2 protein-coding genes are annotated in these 2,381 nt (G+C 30.0%); both read left to right on the forward strand.

Features of this window, described 5'->3' with window-relative positions; all coding sequences use genetic code 11:
* Nucleotides 1-1,670: rhamnan synthesis F family protein (locus ACW2QF_RS16600; RefSeq protein WP_455717127.1), on the forward strand; the 1,670-nt coding region annotated here is incomplete at its 5' end.
* Nucleotides 1,660-2,381, forward strand: a 722-nt coding sequence (locus ACW2QF_RS16605) for a DUF4422 domain-containing protein (protein WP_455717128.1), incomplete at its 3' end; no start/stop codon positions are given. The genes ACW2QF_RS16600 and ACW2QF_RS16605, both read left to right, overlap by 11 nt.

Below are 2,381 nucleotides of genomic sequence, written 5' to 3' on the forward strand. Positions count from 1 at the left end.
ATTATAATGAATTAGTGCTAGTTGACGATACGTTTTTTGGACCCTTTAAACCGTTTTCTGAGATATTTGAAGAAATGGAAAGAGTAACATGTAATTTCTGGGGGTTGACAGTACAATATAAATCCAAAGATTTAAAAGGTATAGAGTTAAGTGGATATATTCCTACACATATTAAGACATCCTTTGTTGTTGTTAGAAATACAATGTTAAAAGATAAAAAATTCTGGGACTATTGGAGTGGTATAGAATTACCTGAAAGGCCTAATGAAGAATATAGTCGGCATGAAATATATTTTACTAATTATTTTGAAAAGCTAAACTATAGATGGGGCTGCTATACAGAACTCAAGGAATGTAACTATTCTATTGATAAAAACTATAATTTGGCATTATATAATCAATATGAATTGATATCAAAAAGGAGATGCCCAATTTTGAATAGAAAGCCATTTGGCTATTCTAAAGGGGAACAATTAAGATACAGTTTAGGTAATGATCTAAAAAATACATTAAAATATATAGAAAATAATATAGATTATCCAATTGACTTTGTGTGGGAAAATATAATAAGAGTATTTAATAATGCGGATCTTTTTTCTTCTTTAGATTTAAATTATGTTTTACCAAGTAAGGGTGAGGTAGAAAAGAGTACAAATTCCCTAAAAAGAAAAATTGCGGTTGTAATGCATATGTTTTATCCAGATATATTTGAATATTGTGCTGAGTATTCAAAATCGATACCTGATGATGCAGATGTATATGTGACTACTAATACTGATGAGAAATGTAACGAAATTGAAAGAATACTGAAACCTTTATTAGGAGATCGTTTAACTGTACTCAATTGTGGTAATAGAGGAAGAGATGTTGCTGCTTTAATAGTAACCTGTAGAAAATATTTAATGAATTATGACTATTTATGTTTTGTCCATGACAAAAAATCTTCTCATCTCAATCCAATCACAGGTGCTTGTTATCAAGATACTTTATGGGATAATATGTTGAAGAGTAAATATTTTGTTGAACAAGTTATTGAGTTATTTGAGCGAGAAAAACATTTAGGATTATTAAGTGCTCCCGGACCTTATGCTGGAAATTGGTTTGGAATAATTGCAAATACTTGGACCTCCAGTTTTGAAGTGACAAAACAGCTATATGATAAATTACAATTAACGGTTGATATATCACAAACTAAACGAGCAGTTGCATTAGGTACTGTATTTTGGTGTAGGCCAGTTGCACTTAAACAACTATTTGAACATCCTTGGAAATATGAGGATTTCCCAGAAGAGCCTATGGGATTAGATGCAACACTAGGACATGCTGTTGAGCGTATTATATCTTTTGTAGCTCAGGAAAATGGTTATTATACTGGCTGGCTAATTAATGATGAATATGCATCTCTAGAAATTTCAAACTTACAAGGCATGACGGATATGTTTGTTACAAATGCAATTTTACATCAGGGTTTGAACTATTGTGAGGGATATATGGAGTTTTTACGCTGCCTTAATAATAGGTTAGAACTAGCTGATCGCTCAATTCAGCATCGACCTTCAAATAAATTAAAAAGGCGTATCGTGAAAATTATGCCTAATACCTTATATAAGAAACTATGTAAAATAAAATATAGAATGTTATTATACAAGGAGAATAAGAGTGGAAAATAAAATTAAAATATATGTAAGTTGTCATAAAGAAAGTTATGTTTCTAAAAATAAATTTTTGTATCCTATTCAGGTGGGAGCGGCTTTAGCACCAAGGCATTTTGAAAATATGTTACATGACGATGAGGGGGAAAATATATCAACCAAAAATAGGAGTTATTGTGAATTAACAGCACAATACTGGGTATGGAAGCATGAAGATGCTGACTACTATGGTTTTTTTCACTATAGAAGATATTTTTCATTCTCTAATGATGCATTGCCATCGGATCTTATTGAGAATGTAATATTTGATTTTATCGACAGTGAAACTGAAAAGAAGATTGGATTAAAAGAAGAAACTATGGAATATATCATCAGTAATGAAGATGTAATTATTCCTGAGCCTTATAATATCAGTAAAACAGGATATAAAAATGTGTATTATCAATATAAAACAGCTGATAGCCAATATAGTAAGGATTTAGATTTATCAATAAAAATATTGAAAGAAAAATATCCTGAGTTTTCACATTGCTGTGATGAGTATATGAAATCGGAAACAGGCTATATTTGTAATATGTTTATTATGAAGAAAGAAATATTTTACAATTATAGTGAATGGCTTTTTGACATATTAGAAGAGGTAGAAAAACAAGCTGATTTTGAACATTATAGTGATTATGCTTTTCGAGTAATAGGTTTTATTAGGGAAAGACTTTTAGGTTTATATAT

This window comes from Anaerosporobacter sp., from assembly GCF_965301125.1.